Consider the following 21,307-nt stretch of genomic DNA (forward strand, 5'->3'; position numbering starts at 1 on the left):
ACAAAGTGTAAAACTTTCTGACAAAGCATTGTAACTAACTCTTTATATTATGTTTTTTAAGTAGCTTATGTAGATATTTCACAGGTATCGCATAAGTAATACCGCTCGGCGCACTAATTACCGTTTCTTTACTCTGCTGAACAAACACTTTATTAATAATACCGACAACTTCACCTGTTTTAACGTCATACATCGCGCTACCACTATTGCCAGGATAAGCCGTAGCGTCTAATTGATAAACTAAGTACGGATCTCGTAAACGTTTAAGCATAGCAATACTAATTTGTCTCGAGTCATCCACCGGAATAATAGTTGGAGTAACAGCCGCAATAATACCTTGGTGTGTTACGGGATAAAGCCCTAATACTGCACCAATAGGGAAGCCGGTAAACGCGATACTACTACCATCCTTTATGAAGTCACTCTTCGCTAATGCCAAAGCGGGTAAAGCCTGTCCTTCAATTTTAAGAATCGCTAAATCATGCTCTTCATCGATGGCAATCAACTTAGCCAACCTTACTTTCGCCGCCTGCCCCTTACCGATAAAAACAACTAACTTTTGTAATAAGTTCTCATCTAATTCTTTATCAATAACATGGTTATTGGTAACAATATAAGTACCATCGCCAACAACAAAGCCAGTACCATAAAGTTGGTTCTTCTGCCGACCTGTTGGCGTATAAATACCAATACCAACCACCGATGGTTTGACCAAACTAACCGTATCTATCAAATTAGCATGGCTAAAAGAGCTATATATCAGCCCAAAAACAAGTAATGATTGTAATAAACGATTCATATTTCACTCTTTTAAAAATTCTAAACTTTACCTGAACTTAGCACATTTTTTTCTAGCGATTTCTAAATTATTGCCCATAATTAAATAATAATAATACAAGGAGGAAGATAAGTGGCGAATATAGTGCCTATTTTAGCTGGCGGAGGAACCCGCTTACCTGCTCATATCGGCGTGCTGCAAGCATTGAACGATTTACATATCGACTTTACTCATCTTGTTGGTGTATAGGGGGGCAGTATTATTGCCAGTTTATACGCCTCAGGGCTGTCGATAGCTGAAATTAAACATATTGCGATATCCACTAATTACAATCAATTCAAAGGCTTCTCATTAGTGAGCTTAATTCGCAATGGTGGTTTAAGTTCTGGTGACGTTTTTGAGCAATGGGTTGACCGTCATTTGCATGGCAAAACCTTCATCGAGTTAGACTATAACTTACATATAGTCGCAACCGATGTAAAAACGGGTCGTCCAGTTATATTTAACCGAGAAAGAACCCCTGGCATGAAGGTATCTCTGGCAGTACGCTTTTCTATGTCAATTCCATTGGTATTCAGTTTTAAAAAGTTTGGTAAACATTTAATGGTTGATGGCAGTATTTTATCTGAAGATGCTGTACACCGGGATTGGGCTAAAGACGGCACGCCCATTCTGTGCTTTAGGTTGCGCGGTGAACATGAATACGACGAACTTAAAACCGATGGATTATTCCCTATTATTAACTATGTAACCCTACTTATTCGCACTTTTATGACGACAATATCACGCGAGTATATTAATGAAGCATTCTGGCACAATACCATCATTATCAATACAGGCCTAAGCTCTGCAGTTGACTTTGGTATGAGTGAAGAAAAAAAGTTTGAGTTATTTGATATCGGTTATAAAACCGCAATGGAAATTGTGCCAATTAAAACTAAACATGGTAGTTAAACACCTAAAATATAAAAGTTATTAATAAATTTTTAACAAATATATTCCATAATCATTAGATAAAATGCTAAATTAATTATTAAGCTATAATGAAAACAAGTAATAATAGTAATTACGCCTCACCTAATAAAGCGCTAGGAACAGAAGAAATAATGAATTGGAGCAAGAAGTTACTAAACGCCCCGGTAATTGGAAATATCACCAAACGCCTTGCATCAATGAAAGTTAACCATGATGCAATGAATATTGCCGTGCATTTCACCCAGTTCTTAAAACCTGAAGTGGCGGTTAGCGACGAGTTACGCGACGAAGTTTTCCGTATTCGTCATAATGTTTATTGCGAAGAACTGGCCTTTGAAAAAGTTAAAGCTGAAGGTAAAGAGCAAGATGAGTTTGACGCGCAATCCATTTTCTCCATGATCAAACATAAACCTTCAAATACCTATACTAGCTGTGTACGCGTAGTTAAGTCGGCAAACGAGTCGGAATTATTACCAATTGAAAAATATTGCCTAGCTTCCATACAAAATAAAGAGCTACACCCCAGCAACTTTCCACGCCATGAAATAGCTGAAATATCTCGCCTCGCTGTAAAAGCTGATTTTAGACGACGTAAAATGGATAAATTTAAAGGCTCAGCGGTTGGTGCGATTAATGTACCAACCTACTCAGAAACTGAACTTCGTTGTTTCCCATTTATAGCCATTGGGCTATATATGGCAGCCGCAACAATGAGCATGGAAACAGGTGTTAAACACGTTTACGTAATGATGGAACCTAGGCTAGCGCGTAGCATGCGCTTTGTTGGCATTAACTTTATTCAACTTGGCCAAGCTATTGATTATCATGGTTTACGGGCACCTTACTATATTAACGCGAACATGTTTATGGAGGATTTATCTCCCGGATTCAAATCCTTATATCTTGAGATACAAAAAGAAATTGGCAGCCAACTTTGAGCTCTATGAAAAAGTTAGCCAATTTTATGTATTTATAGTAAATATCATACCCCCCTCTTTAGCCTCGCACTAAAGCAAGAGGGGCCGGTTTTATTCAGATAATCGTTGTTTTTTCTCTTTTTGCGCAGTGGTAACGCCAGTTATTCCACTTAATAATTTGTGAGCTTCTTTCGTATTATTATTTTCTAATAGTGTTTCAACTAAGTTCAATGCAATATCAATATTATCACCCTTAGACAGCGCATAAGCCTCTTTAGCTTTTACTAATGCCTCTGATTTTTTATCAGACTTCAACAAAGCTTGAGCGTAGGTATCAACTACATTGGGTATTTTTGAATTCAGATCATAAGCTTGTTTTGAATGCTTCAATGCCTGAACTAAAACACCTTGTTCCATATAAAGCCAAGATAAGTTATTTAATGCCACAATATTGTTAGGCTGCGCTTTAATAAGTTTTTCATATTCTATAACGGCTTTATCTTGATGCTCAGCTAAATACATATTCGCTAAGCTCAGGCTAATTCTGGGATCAACAGCATTACCTACTGCTTCCTTATTAGAAAACTGCTCCAGCAGTTCAATAGCTTCAGATTTTTGATTATTCCCTTCTAAAGCAAAAGCAAGAAATGTTGCGCTAATACTGTTAGGTTTTGCTTCGTATTGTTGCCTTAACATTGGGACAGCTTCGGCAAACTTTCTATCTAGCAATAAGATACGTCCTGATATCCCAGCAAGTAAGCTTTCATTAACATTGAATTTATCTAACTCTTTAAATAAAACTTTAGCATCAGAGTTTCGATTGTTATCCAATAATATCTGCATTTCAACCAAATACAGCATCAAATTATTTGGATGTTTTTCATTTGCTTTTTGTAAAACTCTTAACGCTCTATCCGGTGATTTTTTACCCATCCAATAATTGGCTAGTAAAAAAGTAGACTCAATATGATAAGGGTTAGTCTTCTGCCATTGTTCTAAAATAGAATAAGTATCTTTGCCATCAGGATTTTGTGCATTAATAGCAAGCATTAATTGCCAGTATCGCTTAGGGGTTTTAACATCTACTGAATAATCATCTAATACAGAGTTGGCTTGCTTAAATTCTTTCAAAGATATTAGCGCTTCAGCTAATAAAATTCCGTATTTAATATCATCGACATTATTTTCTCGAGCCTGCGCCAAGACTTTTATTCCGATATCATTTTTATGAAAATCAAAATATTGACTCAATATTTGAATATTATTAGGGTAAGCTTTTATTGCTTGCTCAGTTAATAATATCGCCTTCTCAGTATCTTTTTGGTAAGTAGCTAGTTTAACCATTTCAGTTAACGCATAAACATTATCAGGCTCTAGCTGTAAACTTTTTTCTAACGCAGCTTCACCTTCTATTAAATCTTCTTTTTTAAAATAAATTGCAGATTTTAGGTTATACCCACCTGCATTTTTAGGATATAGCTTCAACCACTTATCGGCTATTGCTGTTGCCCGAGATAAGTCTCCTGATTTAATGGATGCAAAAGCTAATGCAAGCTCCGCAGAAATTAATTCAGGATTCTTTTGTAATGCTAATTCTAAATTATCAATACCAGAGGGATCGTTCATCATCAACTTTAACACACCAACTCTTGCTGCTTCTTCAGCAGTTATATTAGTTGAGTCTGAAACATAATTAGCCATTTCTTTTGCTTGTTCGAATGCTCCTACTCCTATTAATTCATAACTTATTGTTGCTAAAAACTGAGCATTATCTTTGTTTGTTGAATCATAACCACTTAATGTTTCGCTAATATCATCTATCAAACCTAATTGTAATTGGCTCACCGCAAGCATTTTTTTAACAGGATGATCAATAGTAAGGTAAGGCATTAACTCTGTTAAGTAATCGATACTTTGTTGGTGATTTTTTAAATAAAATGCACTTGCACCCGCAACCAACTTTAAACTAAAGGAGTTAACCCCAGCGTTTAACGCTTGAATGGCAAAACGGCTGGCGGCTTCATAGTCTTTATCTTCAAAACGTGCTCTTGCCTTAATATATTGTAAAAAAGGCTGCGAAGGCACGTTAGCGAGTATGGAATCTGCAATTGCTTCAGCTTCTTTGTATTGACCATTTTTCAATAGCGCGTCTGCAATAAATAGCTGTACTTTACCGGAATTAGGTTGCATTTTTTGATATTGCTGAAAGCTATTAACAGCCAAAGCATAATTTTTTTCAACTGATGCTATTTGGCCTTGCAACATAAGTGCATCAGCATTGTTTGGATTCGAAGTTAAAATACGCTCAACTAATGTACTTGCATGTAGAGTGTTTTGTTTCGAGAACTCTAAATAGGCACTCGCCAGCATGCTGTAGCCATCAGCCTGAGAAAAAGAAAGAGCAACATCAACCGTAGTTTGAGCTAGTTCATTATCTCCTGTACGTAATAATGCCAGTGTTTTATATGCGAGGTATTGAGTGTTTAGCTGTGATAAAGATTGCACTTGTACTTCAAGTGCTAAAACATCTGAGTCTGATTCAGTTAATATATAGGCTCGAGCTAGCAAAGGTATAAGCTGATCAGCAGAATAATTCAATTTATTGGCGCGCTCCAATTCTTTTACGGCGCTTTCTGCATTGCCTGTACTTAAATATAAGCGACCCAACAAAAACCTTGCATAAGCATTTTCTTCATCAATTTTTATTGCATTTTTTAGGGAAATAATAGCGGCGTTACTTTGCTTTTCAAGAATTGAATTCTCTGCTTTAGCTATATAAGTATTAGCTGATTCATTGTCGATACATGCTGACAACACAAAAACAACACTTGCACATACTAATGATTTTGAAAAATTCATTTAAACTTCCTGTTTTGAGTTTAATAGGAGTTTCATTAAAGTATGATAATAAAGCATTAATTTCTCTTTTAATATGATATTAAAATAATCAACGTTTATACAATGCACTTATCACTGTGTATATTTATTACATCGTTTACAGAGTATAGTTTATTCTTTCAGTGGCTCGCATAATTACAAGCTTAAAAAGGAGTGTAAAATGTTTAACTATGAAAAAGCCTTCTCAAGGAATATTGGCTGGGTTACAGAAGAAGAACAACAAGTTCTGCGAGGAAAAAAAGTTGCGATAGCTGGAGCTGGAGGGGTAGGCGGCGTGCATTTACTGACATTAGCTAGATTAGGTGTCGAAAACTTTCACATCTCAGATTTTGATGACTTTGAAGTACATAACTTCAACCGTCAATCCGGCGCGTTTATGTCGACATTAGGCGAGCAAAAAGTTGATGTTATGGAGCGAATGGCGCTTGATATAAACCCTGAAGCAAACATAAAATCTTTTCCTGAAGGTATTTTTGATCACAACGTTGATGAATTTCTTGAAGGTGTTGACTTATATGTTGATGCCTTAGACTTTTTTGCTTTACAAGCTAGGAAAACAATTTTTAAAAAATGCTATGAAAAAAACATCCCAGTGATTACTGCAGCACCACTTGGCATGGGGGCCGCTTTTTTATGTTTTATGCCAGGTAAAATGACCTACGAAGAGTATTTTCGTTTTGAAAACAAAAAATCTGAAGATGATCAACTTATTCAATTTCTAATAGGCCTATCTCCTGCAATGTTACAACGACCTTACTTAGTAGATAGCAGCCGAGTAAGCTTTAAAGAAAAGCGAGGTCCTTCAACACCTATGGCTGTTAACCTTTGCGCAGGAATAGCAGAAACTTACGCGCTTAAAATATTATTGGGTCGTGGTGAAATAATAGCCGCGCCATACGGGCTTCACTTTGATGCTTACCGAAACAAATATAAAAAAACATGGCGACCATTCGGTAACGCAGGCCTAATACCGAGAATAATGTTTCATATAGCCAAAAAAATTGTTGAGAAATAATGTATCACTTGTATTCTTAATAACTATACCTAACAAGTTTTGTCAGAATTAATTCTAACGGGCATGAGGCAATTTATTATCGAGCATAATTTACTTAACCCTTAAAACAATAACGGTAGAACTTTATTTAGCCTAGTTCAATAAAAGAAAGAAGCTTCACTTACTCGGCGTGTTAAGTGTTAAGTGTTAAGTGTTAAGTGTTATAAATAGTTAAAAACAGTGTCAGTTTTCTTTACACTATAATATTCCTCCCTTAACAGCCCAAACATATAAACCTCAAAAACAATGACTTACAAAGATGGCACTCAAGTTGCATTATTAGATTTAGAAATTACTAACTAACAAAAAGTTGCTACAACTTTAAAGGATTTAAAATGAAAACATTTACTAAACTATTATGTGCAGCAGCGGTGGCGTCTGTTGGTACTTTTGCAAACGCAGACGTAATTATTAATTCTGGTTCTACGGGTACTACAGGTGCTGCAACTGAACTACAAGTTAACCTTCAAGCTACTTCGACTCTTGCTGGTGGTACTTGTACTGGTACTGAGTGTTCACCACTACCTACCTCTACATTTACAGAAGCAGGTACTGGTGTAGTTACTAGTTTGCTACCTGGTGGTCAATTTGGAGTTTTTAACTCTGGTTTTAATTCTACCTGGTTCTTAAATGCAGTATATCAAGATTTGTCTGGTGGTTATGCCTTTGGCTTCCCTAACTTTAACGCTACTGGTTATGTTGATCTTTTCTATGTAGAACAAAGTACTGGCAACACAGAACAAATGGCTCGTCTTTTAGTTGGTGGTGGGCAAGTTGAACCAGCTAACGTTAATCTTTCGGGCATAGTAGACTATAGCTGGTTAATGTCTGCTACAGATACTGGTAACACAGCTGCAGATGCTAAGACTTTCTTTGAACATACTAGTGCTTCAAATGGTTTCACTAAGTTTTATGACATTTGGGCTGATACAACTACTGCAGATGTTGCTTGGGACTTTGACTTTTCAGTTGCAACGCCAAACGCTCCATACAATGGTGATACTACAAGCGCAACTCGTTCAACTGACTTAAACGGTCAAATAGTTTTTAATGTTCCAGAGCCTTCTTCAATTGCTATTCTTGGTCTTGGTTTACTAGGTTTAGCTGGCGCAGCTCGTCGTCGTAAATCTTAATTATATTTAAGTGACCAATGAAAAGCCTTCTTAATGAAGGCTTTTTTTTGTCTAAATATTGACTAGTCTAAAATAAGATTGACACTTTCCCAGCAATTAATTGGAGAGTGCTATGGAATGAACCACTAAACGTACTCAAAAAATTACTCCCTCGCTTTTAAATTAAGCGTCATTTTGTAAAGTGCTAAGTTAAAGAAACAGAGAAATAACGTATTAGTGCGCCATTCAGAAAAAGGTGCTCAATATCGCTCAAACCAATACCACAGCTCTACAAGTAATACCATATCAATTGATTAATGATTAATGATTAATGATTAATGCCGTTGACAACTATTGTTATCAAAGTGCCCTAACTGAGCCTATCAAAGGCATACTGAAGAATAAATACTTACTTTAATGGTAAAACCCAAAGGCTTGAAGGATACAAAGAAAATGGCTAGGGGATGCTGTGATGCATATAATGAACGAAGGTCACATGAGAAGCTAAAATACAAAACGCCTGATGAAGTACATCAGGCGTTTTATTTTTATGTGTCAACCATACTAGAACGGCAACATCAGGTTTCTTTAAAGCAAAACAATAACGATTAATTCTACTATTTGATAATTGACAAATAATGCTGCTTTATTTCGTTATTATGAGGTGCTAATAAATAAGCCTTTTTAATTAATTGTTGAGCTATATCTATATTACCCCTTTGCTGTTGTATCAAAGCAGCGGTATCTAAAACTGATGGGTTTTCTGGTTGTAATTTCAGCGCCTTAGATATAACAACATAAGCATCTTCATTTTGATTGCTTTTAAGGTGTATCCAAGCCAAATTATTTAGATACTGAATATTATTGGGATATTTAACCAATAATTCTCTATAAGTAGCTTGAGCAAGTTTACTTTCTGAATTGATAGCAAGTTGTGCTAGCAACGCTTTAGAAAAATAATCGTCTGAATATTCAGTTACGTGCTTTTTCAAAAAATCTAAAGCGTCCATACTTCTATTTTGTTCAATAAATGCAGTATAAATAAAGTTTACATTTTGAGAAGATGGTTGCATTTTATATAATTCGATTAAACCAGGTAATGCCCTTTTGAAGTCACCTTCTTTATAGGTTATTTGTGCTAGTAAGCCTTTAACATAATCAGTTGCTTTGAGTTCATCAGATAATTGATCAATATTGAATTTCGCTAAATCCAGCTTATCATTTAGCATTAAATAATAAGGGTACACCAATGTGGCTTTTGGGTTATCTGGTTGTTTACGTAGCCATGATTCCGTAGTAACTAATGCCAAACTATGCTCACCACTACTTTCTAAGCTTACTATTTTTCCAAGCCATGCATTCTCTTGAGTTGAGTCAGCTTTTATCCACATATCAAAGACAGCGGCAGCCTGATCAAACTCCGATAAAAATAAATGGCTTTTACTTAACAGTGCCCAATATAGTTGGGGTGTATCTTCATTAATAGACACCACATCAGTTAACAAATTTACAACTTTTGCATAACTTTTTTCCGAAAATAAAACTTTACCGTATATCAACCGCACATTTAAACTTTCTTGATTTTTTTCAAATAATGCTTTTACCTTAGCTATCGCATCATCTGGTTTGCCTATTAATGTAGCTATGCGATAGTTTTGAATTAACACCAATAAATTGTCAGGTGATTTATCTAATAGTAGTTTAATTTTTACTAGCGCTTGACTGAAGTTTTTGGCTTGAATATCTTGTTCAATAAAATATTGCAGCGCGAAATCATTATCAGGTTCAAGCGTCAACACTCTTTTAAACGCTAGTTCTGCTAATGACTTTTCATTTTGCAATAAATAAATTTTTGCCGCTAAATTATGTCCTTGAATTTGGCTTGATTCACTCTTTTGCCATGACTTGGCGAGTGTTAATGCTTTATCATAATCTTTAGTTGAAATATATGCTTGTGCTAGAGCCAATTTTGCCATGGGTAGATTTGGATCAATTTGTATCGCTTTTTCTAAATCAGTAATTCCGTCCAAATCGTTAATTGATAATTTTAGAATACCTAGTCGAGTAATTTCTTCTGGCTTATCTGATTGCAAATCATAAGATTTTTCAATTAGTGATTTAGCTTGCTCAAATTTACCATCTGTTAATAATTTAAAACTTGCTGTAGTCAACATTTCAGTATCATCAACGGTAAATTCTGTCATGTTGACAAGTTTATCAATTGCATCACCAGTATAACCCAGCTTCATTTGAACCATAGTCAACACTCGTTGAATAGGATGATTCGCAGGTAAATCATTAACAGTTGAAACCAAATACTGATGGGCTAGTTCATACTTTTCCAATTGAAAAGCACTTAACCCGGCAATTACTTTATTAGAAGAAGTGTTTAGTCCGTTTTGAATTGCCTTTTCGGAATAAGCTAACGCAAGTGCAAATTCTTTATTTTCAAAATCAATAATGCTTTTTAGTTGATTAACAAATGGTTGTTCCGGTAATTGAATCAGCAAAGGTGCTAGTTGTTGATTTGCTTCATCGAATTCACCATTCTTGATATAAGTGTTTGCCAAATATAATCGTATTTTTATATTTTTTGTCACTAATGACTGATAATTTAAAAAAGAGGATATCGCTTGGGGGTAATCTTTTTCTACAAAATACAGCTGACCTTGAAGCAGCAGGGCCTCCAATAAATCTGGTGACTGCTCAACAACTTTATTAACCAACTTCAATGCACCAGCAATGTCTTTATCATCCGCTTGTATATAAGCACTACCTAGTTGACTAAATACAGATTCTGCAGAAATTTCATTAGCTTTAGCAATAGCATTTTTAGCTTCTGCTTTTTTATCTAAGTTAATATAGGCGAGTACTTGGTACAGCAATACTTCAGGTAAAACCTTTGGATTCACATCTCTATATACATTCATAGTATCGATGGTTTCAATGATTTTTTGATTATCATCAAGTAAATAAATGGCAGACAACAACTTAGGGAGCACAATGTTTATATCAACATTTAAACTGATAGCTTTTTCAAATTCTTTTTCTGCCGCAGCAGCTTGGCCTAATTCTAAATATACATTGCCTAATAAAACACGAGCTTCACCATTATTTAAATCATTACTAACAGCATTTTTTAAATCAATTACTGCTTCAGCATTTTTATTTTGCTGAATATGGCTTTTCGCACTGCTAATATATTCTTCAGTCGATTTATTGGGCGAGCAAGCACTTAAAGCTATCAATATACAAGTTGCTAAGGTTATCTTTTGGGTTTTAAATCTCATTAGTACTCTATCCCTGATTATTAGGTAAATTCGCTATAATATTTTTATTGTAAAACACCACACGCATCAATAATATTTGCACTCGCCACCAAGGTTTTATAACTATCATGCCCTGTAACAATCACAATAACATCTGCCCACTTAAGCATATCATCAATACTCTCAATGCGATCACATTGCCATTTAGGTACATGTTCATCATGATACTTAACATTAAATCCTTGCGACTTAATATATTTCAATATTGGCTCTGCAGGGGTTTCTCTGCAATAATAAGAGGCCTGTCGTTATTAAGCTTTCTTGCCAAACGTATAAACTCACCCGTTTTAGTGCTTTCCACTAAAAACCATGGATCAATAGGTATACAATGTCCACCGACACCAGGTCCCGGATTTAATACATTCACTCTAGGGTGTCGATTAGCTAGTTTGATCACGTCATTCACATCTACATGCAACTCTTTACACACTTGGGCGAGTTCATTAGCAAAAGCAATCCCAACATCACGAGAAGTATTTTCACGCATTCGGCTGAAGTTAAATCAGCTAAAAACACCCACCTTCTACAAAACTTTGATATATCGCTTTAACCTTTTGTTGAGCTTTAGCGCTTGAGGTGCCAATAATTCTATCATTATGAACTAATTCATATAATGTTTGCCCAAGAATAGCACATTCAGGACAGTGCACTACATTAAGGCCTTTTGCCTTTAAGACGTTTTTCCACTTCCAAACTTGTTTGCGGAGAAATAGTAGACTAAACAATAACGGTTTGTCCATCTTTAGCCACTTCTGTAATCGCATCTATGGCAGAAATCACATAAGTGCGTTCACAGCTATTACCTTTAGCAAGCCCGTTATGTGGTGTAGACACGGCGACCAAATAAGTTTCACTTGAAGGGATTTTTGTCGAGGCGGTTAAATAACCTTGTGACACTACTTTTTGAACTAACTCAGGCATACCTTCTTCATCAAAAGGACGCTCGCCTCGATTAATTAAGTCAACCTTATCTTGGTTTAAATCAACACCCGGAACAGAATAACCAGCTTGTGCTAGTAGGCTTGAAATAAATAACCCCATTTAGCTCAAACCAACAACTGTTAAAGTCTCATTTTTAGCCACTATAGATAATTCTACAAGCTCACTATTATCAGCAATAATATCAAGTTCTTTAACGGTGTCTAAAACTCTACCAACAGCTAAGCATGCCCTCACTAAAAAACCTTATTCCACCATTTTCAGGTGCTAACTTAACCGCATTTTTTAACGCTATAATTGATTCTTTAAATTGGTTTTCTTTTAAAAAGGTGTTTGCCTGAGTAAGCTAAGTTTGAACGTTTTCTTTGTCACCACAAGCAGATATTGCGAGCACAAGGGATAAACATGTTATTAGCTGGTTGATTTTCAAACTATCAACTCCTTTTATTATATTATTTATATTTTGTTGCCGCTTAGTATGCACTTTTCATCGAAATAAAGTAGTAACACAATTCATTTTCTTAAATTATTATTCGTTCACTCAACTAAATATAACAACTTAACAATCTTTAAATAAAGACAAATCATTAAAAGCTTGTTAACTTAATTAGATGAACACTCAAATTCAATAGAAATAGCTTTTAACTTTACAATGTGTCTTTAAGAACACTTAGATAAAGTTTTCATTTATGAACCTGATTATAATACAAATAAAGTAGTATGATAAAATTGAACACACTCATTGAAATAGCTCGCACTTTTTTTAAAACACCACTTCTAGGTGTTTTGCTTATTATATTCACTGTCTCACTTTTAAACATTCCAGTTTTAGAAACTCTATGGCGTCATAGCTTTGACGATGGAACCTATTCACACGCTTATTTAATTCCAATTATTTCATTATATTTATTTTATATACTACAAAGTGCCGGCAAAATAACTTTCAGAACACAGCTATCTATTCCCGCTACTGCAATTTTCATTTTGTCTTGCCTAGCTTTATATATAACGAGTAACGCACAAATAAGCTTAGGTTACTGGTGTTCAGTGTTAGCAGTGCTAGTAACAAGCATTAACATGCTATATAAATTCAACAAATATATTGTATTTCCTAGTTTATTTTTTATATTTATCTTACCCGTTTGGGGCATCCTCAATTCCACTCTTCAAGCCATATCTGTGAATGCAGTAAAGTTTTTGATGAGTTATACCGGCATTCCTACATATGTAGAAGGTAACTTTGTTACTATTCCTGCGGGCGTTTTTCAAATCGCAGGTGGCTGCAGTGGCCTTAGGTATTTTATTGTTTCATTAGCAATCAGCTCAATATTTACTTTTCTTCATATTAAAAGCACTAAAAAAGCATTAATGTTTTTTAGCATCGCAATTGTGGGCGCACTAGTAACTAACTGGATAAGAATTACGGCATTAATACTTATTGGTGAATATACCGATATGCAAAGTAGTTTAATGGATGATCATAATACCTTCGGTTGGTATTTATTTATTCCTTTCATGATTATATTATTTTGGTGGGGTAACAAATTAGCAGATGTTGACGTGTTAACTCCTTGCAAAATTGAGAAAACGAAGGCTATACCCAATCTATACATTGTTATGTTTTTGCTGTCAGCGTTAACTTTATCATCAACTAGCTTGCAGTCACTTTTGCATAAGCCCATAAATGAAATATCCACTCAAATACAGCTTGATAAAACTTCCCCAACTATTTACATGTATTCAAGCGTAAAAAGTGTACCGTTAAATAGTAATAAAACTATTTATCAAATATTTTCTTTCAGCGCTCAAGATTTAGACGAGAAGCCCAGTTACTTTGGAAATGACATACTTCCTGAAGGATATAAAACCATTAAGACTGAAACAAAAAATGGTTGGAATCTAACTTATGCGCGTTTAAATAAAAACAAAGCAGTCATTTTACACAAATATGAAATTGATAATATAACCTATACAGATATAAGAAATTTTAAGCTAGCGCGACTTAAAAAAGCACTATTTAATATAAAGAACACTAAACTGCACTGGGTATACTTAACTTGTGATAGTAACTGTGAAAGCACAATAGAAGACTTTTTTAACTCTCAAGAAAGTAATTAATCATATTTATGAGTTAAAAAATTTATATACCTTATAAATTACAGTATCAAAAATCACCACACACAATAATTTAAAAGATAAGCAGAGCATAAAGCAATGAATAAAAATATAAGTACATTAATGTGGATATTTTTACTCTGCGCTTCAGCATTTGAGTCATATGCGACTAGTTGTGAGATTTTCCCTCCTTCCAACATCTGGAATACAAAAATAACCAATGCGCCTGTACATGAACACTCGTTAACCTGGCTAAATGCAATAGGCAAAGGCGTTAAATTACACCCTGACTTCGGCTCTAAAAGATTTAACAAACCCGCTGCTGGCATTCCAGTAAACTACACTAATAACAGTACACCGAAACATACGGTTTTATTCAAATATCAAAGTGAAAGTGATGTTGCTGAATATCCAATACCCAAGCATGTAAATGTTGAAGGCGGCATACACGGTAAAGGTGATCGTCATATCATTTCATTAGACACTGACAACTGTGTGCTATATGAATTATTCCACGTCAGCAGGAGAGACTCAGGTCAATGGACAGGCGGCTCTGGCGCTATATTCGATCTAAAAAGTAACGACTTGCGGCCAGACAGATGGACTTCAGCTGATGCTGCAGGTTTACCAATATACCCTGGCTTAGTTCGGTATGACGAAGTTAAAACCGGCGAAATAAACCACGCCTTACGTTTTACAGTACCAACCACTAATAGACAATATTTATGGCCGGCCAGGCATTATGCATCTCGGCATAACAATACCAACCTACCTCCAATGGGTATGCGCCTGCGTCTAAAGCAGGAGGTAGATATTTCGAGTTTCTCTCCGCAAGCTAAAGTTATCGCTAAAGCGTTAAAAACTTACGGCATGATCTTAGCTGACAACGGCGGCTCAATGTTCATTTCAGGAGAGCCAAATGAAAACTGGAATAATTGGGGCTTAAAAGACTTAAAAAAACTGGTTAGCAATAACTTTGAAGTTATTGATACTGATTTCCTCCAAGTACACCCAGATTCAGCGAGCACCGATAAAAGTGAATTAAGCAAAATAATCAGCAAAAAAAATGAGATAAAAGACCAGCTAAAAAAAACCAAAAAAGTAAACTATAAAAATAAAGCAAAATACTACACTGATTTTTATGTTTCACCCTACGGCCATGACTCATACGACGGCACCAACGAAAGGCCTTGGAAAACATTACAACATGCTGCAAACCTTGCTGAGCCAGGCGACACAATTAATGTTGAAAAAGGCAATTACGCGCCATTTAAAATATCTAAAAGTGGTAAACCTGGCTTACCAATTACCTTTAGCGCCGACAATGCGGTAATTGACGCTTTTAAAGGTGGCACTAGAGATGGCATTGAAATTAAAAAAGCTCACTACATTACTATTCGAGGCTTCGAGGTACACCACGCCAACAGAGCAGGTATCAGTGCCGTAACATGTTCAAATATCACCTTAGAGTGGAATAAGCTTAATAAAAATCAAACATGGGGTATATTCACCGGTTTTTGTGATGACTTAACAATTAGGCATAACATTGCTACTTCATCAAAAAAACAACATGGCATATACGTTTCAAACACTTCAAAAAATATTCTAGTGCACAACAATACATCACACTCTAATCATGCCGCTGGCATTCACCTTAACGGCGACAAAAACATGGGCGGTATAGGGCTAATAACTAATGCAGAAATTTATAATAACTTAATTTACAACAATGGTAGAGCAGGCGGTGCTGCTATTAATATGGACGGTGTTCAATACTCTAAAGTTTATAACAATATTTTATACAACAATTATGGTACCGGCATTGCTTTATTTAAAGGCGATAGTGCCGATGGTTCTAAGCACAACCAAATCATGCATAATACGGTTATTATGCCGAGAGATGGACGATGGTGTGCCATGTTTAAAAATAACAGTAGCCACAATAGTTTTATAAATAATGTTTGTGTAAGCAAGCATCATCATCGCGGTGCAATAAGTATTGACGACAGTTCAGTTATTAGTTTTACTAGCGACTACAACGCCTACACACCAAAATTTACTTTTGATGGTGGCGAAAGTACGATATCTTTTGAAAAATGGCGCAGCATCACAAAGAACGATCAAAATAGTGTAACAGTTAAAGATATTGATACCTTATTTAATTACCAATTTAAAAACTTTAAGCCTAGCATCAACAGCCCACTTATTAATAATGGAACTTTTCTGGATGAGTTTAATTACGATTTTAACCAACAATTACGTAAAGCCCCTGCCGATATTGGCGCAATAAATCACTGATTTAAAATTTAATTTACGAAAACGGAAAGTAATACAACATGCCGACTAATACCACAAAAGCGACTATAGCTATCATTACTTGTCGTAGGCCACAATGGCTAAAGCGCTTACTTGAATCACTTATACAACAAAAAGTTGATGACAATGTTGAGTTAGATATTATCGTTGTCGACAATGCAGGCGAAGAAAGTACAGCAAACGTGGTAAAAGCTATCGCTGATGTTAGCCCTTACACTGTTCATTATTTCCACGAAGCGAATGCAGGCATCGTGTTTGCTCGCAACCGATGCGTATTAGAATTTTTAAAAACAAACTCTCAAAACCTTTTTTTCATTGATGATGACGAATGGCCAGAATCCAATAATTGGGCGCAACTGTTACTCAACAAACAATCAGAGAAAAAAGTAGATATTGTTACTAGCCACGTTATTTCGGTTGGTAGTGAAGGCACACCAACCTGGGCTATTGAATTAATTTATGGCAAAAACAAGTTGGTTGAAGGTGACTTGGTTAATGTTTTCTACACCAACAACTTATTAATTTCTCGTGAAGTACTACAGCAAATAAATCCTCCGTTTGATAAACGTTTTGCGATGACCGGTGCAAGTGATTATCATTTTGCTTTAAAATGTCAAAAAGCTGGATTTAACGCCTTCTATACAAATGCCCCCGTTATGGAAGAATTCCCCAAATCAAGAGCGACTGTTAAGTGGTTTCTTAAACGAGGCTTTCGTTCAGGTATCGGTTTTACACGTAGTCACTTATTTGAAGATTCACTTATTAAAGCAATCTTTCATTGTACTTTAATGTCAGGAATCAGGTTCATTCGTGGTATTGGCTACTGTGTTATGGGTGCTGTAACACTAAACAAAACAACGTTTGTTGATGGTTTATTTAGATTATGTTCCGCAGTAGGTACAATCGCAGGTTTTTTTGGCATTAAACATAACGAATATAATACTATTCATGGTCAATAACGCTTCAAAAACGGCTATAAAATGGTTATTGATTGAAGACCTGGCATGCTTAAAAGAATATCTTGCACAATGGAAAAAACTGTCTATTGAAACCCAGTCTAACCTTTTTTGTTCGCCAGAGTGGATATTAACTTGGATAGAAATATATTGGCAATCTAATTGGCAAATTAAAACAATCATTGGTTTAAAGAACAATAAAATGGTAGCTATCTCGCCACTTTACTTACAGAAAAAAACACAGCTATTCTCATTCTCAAAGTTACTCCCATTAGGTCAAGGTGAACCTGAAAATAGTGAAGTTCTCTCAGAATTTCAAGATGTAATTATAAGAAATGAATATAAAAATGAAAGCATTTATACTGAAATTGCAAATCAAATACTAGCGATAAAATATGACCAAATAAAGTGCCATTCCCTGCTACCCAGCTCAAATTGGTTTAAAATATTATTGCATCTAAACAATTTTACGCCTAAAGCTGTTGGAAAAAGATATTTACTCGCTGAAAACACCAACTACGAACAAACACTTAGTAAAAATAACAGAGTAAAATGGCATAGATGTCGCAAAAAATTAGAGAACCTCAATGCTCAATTTATTTGGGTGCCTGAAAAAAATCATCACGAATTTTGGTCAAAATTAGTTTTATTTCACCAACAAAGGTGGAATGCAAAGGGAAAACTAGGCGCTTTCTTTCACCAGGACTTTACAAACTTTCATACCCGATTACAAGAAGAGAAAAAAACTAGAATGAGCGCTATTTTGATCAATGGCATTCCCATAGTAATAAACTATTACTTAAATGATCATGACACTTTATATTTTTATCAGTGCGGTTGGAACGAAAGCGAATACGCTAATTTATCACCGGGCTTTTCATTGCATATATGGAGTATTATTAATAATCCATTAAAGCGCTATGACTTTATGATGGGCGATGCTTCAGATAACTATAAAGAGTCGTTCAAATGTAATGCGATAGAAAATATGTACGATATTATTGTTTATAAAAACTCATTTGTAAGTCTTCTATCCAAAAGACTAAAAAATTAAAGGCTCAATATGAAATTGGCGACTAAGATTGGCCCCTAATATTTTGACCTTACAAAACAGATACAATACTTAATAATAATTTTGAATAGTAAATGAATGCCTCTATAGCTCATTTTAACATTCAGTGAACGAAAACAAATATTCAACGCATGAATGTACTTGTTTTTCCAAAGTAAATCTTCACACCATGAATTCAAAACATAAACGTTCATTGCTCTAAATTTCTTTTCAAAGCTTACAGGTAAACAATCAACATTTTTATTAAAAAATCTTGTAATCACATTTAAATTATCTTCATATGAGCTTAAAGTAGTTCCTAAACTGTATTCAATATCATACTTAATACATAAATTTTCTGATAACTCACCTATTTTACCAAGTAAGGAAACTTTAAGGTATAAATCAATATCTTCTGCTGTTTTTAAGTCTTCATCAACCCCCCCTACCTCTCTAATAACAGTTGATTCAATTAAAAAACTCGAGGTAGTTAAATTATAAGGATGCATAAATATGTCTTCACAGTTTTTCTCTATTAGCTCTGGTAAATTGTGAGTGTAAGCCTTAGGCTGAGATCTTAAATTATAATCTTTACAATATATAGCTATCAAAGATTTGTTCTCTTCCATATGCATCATCTGAACTGATAGCTTTGAAGGAAGCCACTCATCATCAGCATCTAAAAAGGCAAGATATTTACCTTTAGCAGCCTTTATTCCAACATTTCGAGCTGAAGAAGCGCCACCATTAATTTTATGAAGCAAACGTATACTCAATGAATGTTCTTGAACTATTAATACAGAGTCATCTGTTGAACCATCATCAACAACAATCACCTCATAACTATTAAAAGTTTGTTTCTGAATAGAGTCTAAAGCCCTAGCTATATACTTTGAAGCATTATATACAGGAATAATTATTGATACAGTTGAATTGCTCATTGAAAACTTCATATTATAGTTTTTAGGATCTGTTGATCTTTCGTGATTAAATTTTGAACTAAAAAAGTAATCTCGTATAATTATTTCGCCCAAAATAGAAATATAACATCACCATATCCCGACCAGTGCTCACAAATGAGCACTGGTCAAAACTAAGCACTGGTCAAAACTAAGCACTGGTCAAAACTAAGCACTATAATGCTCAAAGATAGAATGTATGACAAGCTCGAATACAGAATTACTATGGAAAATATTTTTTGTCGAATAGAAACAAAGCATCATTAGCATTATCTACAAAAATCACTTCTGGCAACATGAATGAGAGAAAATCTATACCTGAATTATGCAAAGGCCTATACGAAAGCTTGATGGTAATAATGCATATTTGAAAAGCTAGCAAATTTCAGTAAAAAAACTGATTTAAGATAGAAATAGTTAATAAATAACCGATTAACTGTAGTAGTATTGGTTAATATTTTTACTGGTTATTTTCTGGTAAAAGTTAAAATAATAGCAATTGAACAACTTAAAAAGTAAACCATTCTCACTCACGCCCAAATGGAATTAATTTAAGCATGGTAAGACCGCTCCCTAAGCAAGAACACAAAGATTCTACTTTTGCTTTTGTACTCTTATTTTTATATACCGCCGCAGTTTTAATTCGTCCACATGAAATGTTTGTTGGCACACGGCAATGGATCATTATTAAAGTTTTTGCCATTCTATGCTTCTTAGCCGTATTAGTAGGACATAGACCATTAAAAATATACCCACAACATTGGATGTTACTCTCTTTAGTGCCTTTAATTATTATGTCAGGCTTTTTAAATGCCTCGGGGATGATAGGTATTGAAGAGGCTCAAAAACTCTTTATAAGTGCCATTATCCCCCTGTTTCTATACACTTTCAGTATAAGCACCATAAAACGACAACATTGGCTAATGTTTGTCTGTTTAATTGCTGCGATGTTAATGGTACATAATGGCCATACTCAACAAACTGCATTTATGGGTAACGGCTGGGCATTGTATACCCATTCTGTTGGATATATTGATCTTGGAGAACGACGAATAACTTATTTAGGATTTTTTAATGACCCAAATGATTTAGGTATGTTTTTAGTTATGTGCATTCCTTTTACAATATATTTTTTTTCAAAGGGTAAGTTCCTTACTAAGTTACTAATGTTCTTAGTTTTAGCTTCTCTTGTGTACGGCGTATTTTTAACAGGCTCAAGAGGAACCATGGTAGGTTCAATCGCATTAGTTGGCACATATTTTTTGATCACGTACGCTGGCCCTAAGTTATTCGTAGCTTCAATTGTTGTTGCACCAATTTTTGCGGTTGTAGCCACATCACTTCAAAAAAATATAGATGAATCAGCTAACCAACGTTTAGAGGCATGGTATCACGGCATTCAAATGGCAATATCTAACCCCATATTTGGTGTAGGTAAGGCACAATTTGTAGAAGTACATGGTAGAACAGCACACAATTCATATATATTGATACTAGGCGAACTAGGTTTTGTAGGATATTCTCTCTGGGGGGGGGCTATTATTTTTACTGTTTTTAGTGCTTTTAAATTTCTTAAATACAATAAAAACAAAATACAGACAGAGCAAGATAATGATAGGAATACAGCACTAAAAAATGAATTTATGCTCAATAAAACTCTACTTTTTTCAATGGTTGGTTTTATGGTTACTGGTTTTTTTCTTAGTCGCTCATACACCTTACTGTTATTTATCTTTGTAGGTATGACACTCGCCTCTCACATACGATTAGTAAAACTAGAGCCTGCTCTTGAACAGTTTTTTAACACAAAAACAGCTTTACGCTCAATGATGTATAGTTGGGTAGTTATTATCGCGGTATATATAACATTAAAAATTGGCTTATAGTATTTATTTATAGTTTCAGATA

General features: G+C 34.9%; 16 protein-coding genes and 1 pseudogene. 9 read left to right on the top strand and 8 right to left on the bottom strand.

What is annotated here, in order from left to right; all coding sequences use genetic code 11:
* Positions 1–34: 34 nt before the first annotated feature.
* Entirely contained in the window at positions 35–799 is a 765-nt protein-coding gene (locus tag H4J38_RS09765) for a serine protease (RefSeq protein WP_182131610.1), read from the bottom strand.
* A gap of 111 nt (positions 800–910) precedes the next feature.
* Between H4J38_RS09765 and H4J38_RS09770 the strand changes: the two are divergent.
* Positions 911–1,732: pseudogene (locus tag H4J38_RS09770) on the top strand (patatin-like phospholipase family protein).
* An 89-nt stretch (positions 1,733–1,821) separates the two neighbouring features.
* Positions 1,822–2,691 (top strand): PEP-CTERM/exosortase system-associated acyltransferase, encoded by an 870-nt coding sequence (locus H4J38_RS09775; protein WP_310733465.1) that lies wholly within the window; start codon positions 1,822–1,824, stop codon positions 2,689–2,691.
* 90 nt (positions 2,692–2,781) lie between these two features.
* Here H4J38_RS09775 and prsT (H4J38_RS09780) read toward each other — a convergent pair whose 3' ends face one another.
* A complete protein-coding gene (gene prsT / locus H4J38_RS09780) occupies positions 2,782–5,529 on the bottom strand; it encodes an XrtA/PEP-CTERM system TPR-repeat protein PrsT (RefSeq protein ID WP_182131611.1) in 2,748 nt (915 codons plus the stop codon).
* Between the two features lie 199 nt (positions 5,530–5,728).
* Here prsT (H4J38_RS09780) and H4J38_RS09785 point away from each other — a divergent pair, with 199 nt between their 5' ends.
* Both H4J38_RS09785 and H4J38_RS17190 read left to right on the top strand, forming a co-directional pair.
* On the top strand, positions 5,729–6,583 hold the full coding sequence (locus H4J38_RS09785) for a ThiF family adenylyltransferase (RefSeq protein WP_182131612.1): 855 nt from the start codon (positions 5,729–5,731) through the stop codon (positions 6,581–6,583).
* 374 nt (positions 6,584–6,957) lie between these two features.
* Positions 6,958–7,755 (top strand): PEP-CTERM sorting domain-containing protein, encoded by a 798-nt coding sequence (locus tag H4J38_RS17190; RefSeq protein WP_259365476.1) that lies wholly within the window; start codon positions 6,958–6,960, stop codon positions 7,753–7,755.
* 596 nt (positions 7,756–8,351) lie between these two features.
* Here H4J38_RS17190 and prsT (H4J38_RS09795) read toward each other — a convergent pair.
* Genes prsT (H4J38_RS09795) through H4J38_RS17210 form a run of 5 tightly spaced genes read right to left on the bottom strand, consistent with a single transcriptional unit; the run spans position 8,352 to position 12,104 of the window.
* Complete coding sequence (prsT, locus tag H4J38_RS09795) at positions 8,352–11,024, bottom strand: XrtA/PEP-CTERM system TPR-repeat protein PrsT (RefSeq protein ID WP_182131613.1); 2,673 nt, start codon at positions 11,022–11,024, stop codon at positions 8,352–8,354.
* 44 nt (positions 11,025–11,068) lie between these two features.
* Positions 11,069–11,266 (bottom strand): UDP binding domain-containing protein, encoded by a 198-nt coding sequence (locus H4J38_RS17195; RefSeq protein WP_259365477.1) that lies wholly within the window; start codon positions 11,264–11,266, stop codon positions 11,069–11,071.
* A complete protein-coding gene (locus H4J38_RS17200) occupies positions 11,263–11,550 on the bottom strand; it encodes a hypothetical protein (RefSeq protein WP_259365478.1) in 288 nt (95 codons plus the stop codon). Before H4J38_RS17200 ends, H4J38_RS17195 begins: the two co-directional genes overlap by 4 nt.
* A 19-nt stretch (positions 11,551–11,569) precedes the next feature.
* Positions 11,570–11,803, bottom strand: a complete 234-nt coding sequence (locus tag H4J38_RS17205; RefSeq protein WP_259365479.1) for a hypothetical protein — start codon at positions 11,801–11,803, stop codon at positions 11,570–11,572.
* Positions 11,781–12,104 (bottom strand): hypothetical protein, encoded by a 324-nt coding sequence (locus H4J38_RS17210; protein WP_259365480.1) that lies wholly within the window; start codon positions 12,102–12,104, stop codon positions 11,781–11,783. Before H4J38_RS17210 ends, H4J38_RS17205 begins: the two co-directional genes overlap by 23 nt.
* A 618-nt stretch (positions 12,105–12,722) precedes the next feature.
* Here H4J38_RS17210 and xrt point away from each other — a divergent pair.
* The 4 genes from xrt (at position 12,723) to H4J38_RS09820 (ending at position 18,443) form a co-directional block, all read left to right on the top strand.
* Positions 12,723–14,120: an exosortase gene (xrt, locus tag H4J38_RS09805; protein WP_182131614.1), complete on the top strand. Its 1,398-nt coding sequence runs from the start codon at positions 12,723–12,725 to the stop codon at positions 14,118–14,120.
* 96 nt (positions 14,121–14,216) lie between these two features.
* Positions 14,217–16,415, top strand: a complete 2,199-nt coding sequence (locus tag H4J38_RS09810) for a nitrous oxide reductase family maturation protein NosD (RefSeq protein WP_182131615.1) — start codon at positions 14,217–14,219, stop codon at positions 16,413–16,415.
* A 38-nt stretch (positions 16,416–16,453) separates the two neighbouring features.
* A complete protein-coding gene (locus H4J38_RS09815; RefSeq protein WP_182131616.1) occupies positions 16,454–17,392 on the top strand; it encodes a glycosyltransferase family 2 protein in 939 nt (312 codons plus the stop codon).
* Positions 17,382–18,443, top strand: a complete 1,062-nt coding sequence (locus tag H4J38_RS09820) for a GNAT family N-acetyltransferase (RefSeq protein WP_220465501.1) — start codon at positions 17,382–17,384, stop codon at positions 18,441–18,443. Before H4J38_RS09815 ends, H4J38_RS09820 begins: the two co-directional genes overlap by 11 nt.
* 35 nt (positions 18,444–18,478) lie before the next feature.
* On the opposite strand, the gene H4J38_RS09825 is transcribed toward H4J38_RS09820, so the two are convergent.
* The gene (locus tag H4J38_RS09825) at positions 18,479–19,381 is read right to left on the bottom strand and encodes a glycosyltransferase family 2 protein (RefSeq protein WP_182131618.1); all 903 of its coding nucleotides are present in this window, start codon (positions 19,379–19,381) and stop codon (positions 18,479–18,481) included.
* 575 nt (positions 19,382–19,956) lie between these two features.
* Between H4J38_RS09825 and H4J38_RS09830 the strand changes: the two genes are divergently transcribed.
* A complete protein-coding gene (locus tag H4J38_RS09830; protein ID WP_182131619.1) occupies positions 19,957–21,285 on the top strand; it encodes an O-antigen ligase in 1,329 nt (442 codons plus the stop codon).
* Positions 21,286–21,307: the final 22 nt, after the last annotated feature.

The organism is Colwellia sp. BRX10-3, from assembly GCF_014077505.1.
Lineage (GTDB): Bacteria > Pseudomonadota > Gammaproteobacteria > Enterobacterales > Alteromonadaceae > Cognaticolwellia.

Coding starts and splice junctions, on each gene's coding strand:
- H4J38_RS09765 (WP_182131610.1), bottom strand. CDS start 799: ATGAATCGTTTATTACAATCATTACTTGTTTTTGGGCTGATATATAGC.
- H4J38_RS09775 (WP_310733465.1), top strand. CDS start 1,822: ATGAAAACAAGTAATAATAGTAATTACGCCTCACCTAATAAAGCGCTA.
- prsT (WP_182131611.1), bottom strand. CDS start 5,529: ATGAATTTTTCAAAATCATTAGTATGTGCAAGTGTTGTTTTTGTGTTG.
- H4J38_RS09785 (WP_182131612.1), top strand. CDS start 5,729: ATGTTTAACTATGAAAAAGCCTTCTCAAGGAATATTGGCTGGGTTACA.
- H4J38_RS17190 (WP_259365476.1), top strand. CDS start 6,958: ATGAAAACATTTACTAAACTATTATGTGCAGCAGCGGTGGCGTCTGTT.
- prsT (WP_182131613.1), bottom strand. CDS start 11,024: ATGAGATTTAAAACCCAAAAGATAACCTTAGCAACTTGTATATTGATA.
- H4J38_RS17200 (WP_259365478.1), bottom strand. CDS start 11,550: ATGCGTGAAAATACTTCTCGTGATGTTGGGATTGCTTTTGCTAATGAA.
- H4J38_RS17205 (WP_259365479.1), bottom strand. CDS start 11,803: ATGGACAAACCGTTATTGTTTAGTCTACTATTTCTCCGCAAACAAGTT.
- H4J38_RS17210 (WP_259365480.1), bottom strand. CDS start 12,104: ATGGGGTTATTTATTTCAAGCCTACTAGCACAAGCTGGTTATTCTGTT.
- xrt (WP_182131614.1), top strand. CDS start 12,723: ATGATAAAATTGAACACACTCATTGAAATAGCTCGCACTTTTTTTAAA.
- H4J38_RS09810 (WP_182131615.1), top strand. CDS start 14,217: ATGAATAAAAATATAAGTACATTAATGTGGATATTTTTACTCTGCGCT.
- H4J38_RS09815 (WP_182131616.1), top strand. CDS start 16,454: ATGCCGACTAATACCACAAAAGCGACTATAGCTATCATTACTTGTCGT.
- H4J38_RS09820 (WP_220465501.1), top strand. CDS start 17,382: ATGGTCAATAACGCTTCAAAAACGGCTATAAAATGGTTATTGATTGAA.
- H4J38_RS09825 (WP_182131618.1), bottom strand. CDS start 19,381: ATGAGCAATTCAACTGTATCAATAATTATTCCTGTATATAATGCTTCA.
- H4J38_RS09830 (WP_182131619.1), top strand. CDS start 19,957: ATGGTAAGACCGCTCCCTAAGCAAGAACACAAAGATTCTACTTTTGCT.